Origin of the sequence: Streptomyces sp. CLV115 (genome assembly GCF_038448545.1) — a bacterium.
Classification (GTDB): domain Bacteria; phylum Actinomycetota; class Actinomycetes; order Streptomycetales; family Streptomycetaceae; genus Streptomyces; species Streptomyces sanglieri.
The window spans coordinates 1-1,241 of the sequence record NZ_JBCEWQ010000353.1; the positions used below are offsets into that span (position 1 = coordinate 1).

The window sequence follows — 1,241 nt, forward strand, 5'->3', positions numbered from 1 at the left end:
AGCGGGGGCCGGAGCGGGGGCCGGAGGGATCGGCTCGGGCCGGACGCTTACGGGCGACGACCGGCTGTGCCCGGCGGCCGACAACGGACGGCCCGGCGCCCGGTCGTCAGGCGCACGGCCGAGGCGTACGGCCCGGCGCGAGCGTCAGACGCACGGACGGCGGTGAACGGCCCCGCCCGGACGGATTACGGACGACGACCAGCCGTACCCGGCGGCCGACGACGAACAGCCCGGCGCCCGGTCGTCAGGCGCACGGCCGAGGCGTACGGCCCGGCGCGAGCGTCAGACGCACGGACGGCGGCGAACAGCCCCGCCCGGACGGATTACGGACGACGACCAGCCGTACCCGGCGGCCGACAACGAGCATCCCGGCGCGGGCGTCAGACCCACGGCCGACGACGAACACCCCGGCGCCCGGTCCGCAGACGCACGGCCGACGGCCAACGGCCCGGCGCCCGTCAGGCGTCGGGAATCGGGCATCGGGCGTCAGGCGTCAGGCGTCAGGTGCGTGGTCGCCGTGATCGCCACACCAGGTAGAGCGCGGAGGCGACGGCCGCCCCCCGCACCACCCACGGCCACATCTCGCCGATCGCGTCGCCCAGCTGACCGGTCCCGATGGGCTCGCCCCAGCGGCCTTCGGTCCTGCCCCACAGCCAGACCAGGGCGCCCGCCGCGACCACGCCCGGCAGGCCCATCGCGGCCCACTTCGCTTCCGCGCGGGACATCGTGCGCGAGCTGTACGCGAGGAGCCAGCCACCCGCCAGGGCCAGCCAGGAGCCCGTCACCACACCCGCCACCAGCAGCAGGGCGGCGAGCAGCAGCAGCGGGTGGGAGAAGCCGTGGCCGCCCGCCCCGCGCTCGCGCGGCGCGCGGCGGCGCAGTCCCGGAAGCCGGCGCCGCCTGGGCGCCTCCTCCTCGTCCTCCTCCGGGGCGGCGTCCTCGGCCCCGTCCGCGTCACCGTCACCGTCCGCCGGTCCGTTCTCCGCCTTGCGCGGGCGCGGCACCGCCTCCCGGGACGGGGGCGGCTGCATCATGTCCGGGATCTCGACACCGCCGACGAACCCCGGTACGTCGACCCCCTCGCCGAACGGCCCCGGCTCGACCCGCCACCAGTCGGGCTCGCTCCCGGACGGACCCAGCTCGTCCGTACCGGCCATGTGCGGCGGCGACGGCACCCGGCCGCCGCCCCGTGCCCCGGGTACGCCGGACACCTCGGGCGCATCGGGGGCATCGGGGGCATC

The 1,241-nt window shown here is 77.6% G+C and carries 1 pseudogene; it reads right to left on the reverse strand.

Annotated features, from left to right (window positions below):
* Positions 1-500: 500 nt before the first annotated feature.
* Positions 501-1,241 (reverse strand): annotated as a pseudogene (locus AADR41_RS42100) (hypothetical protein); the annotation flags it as partial.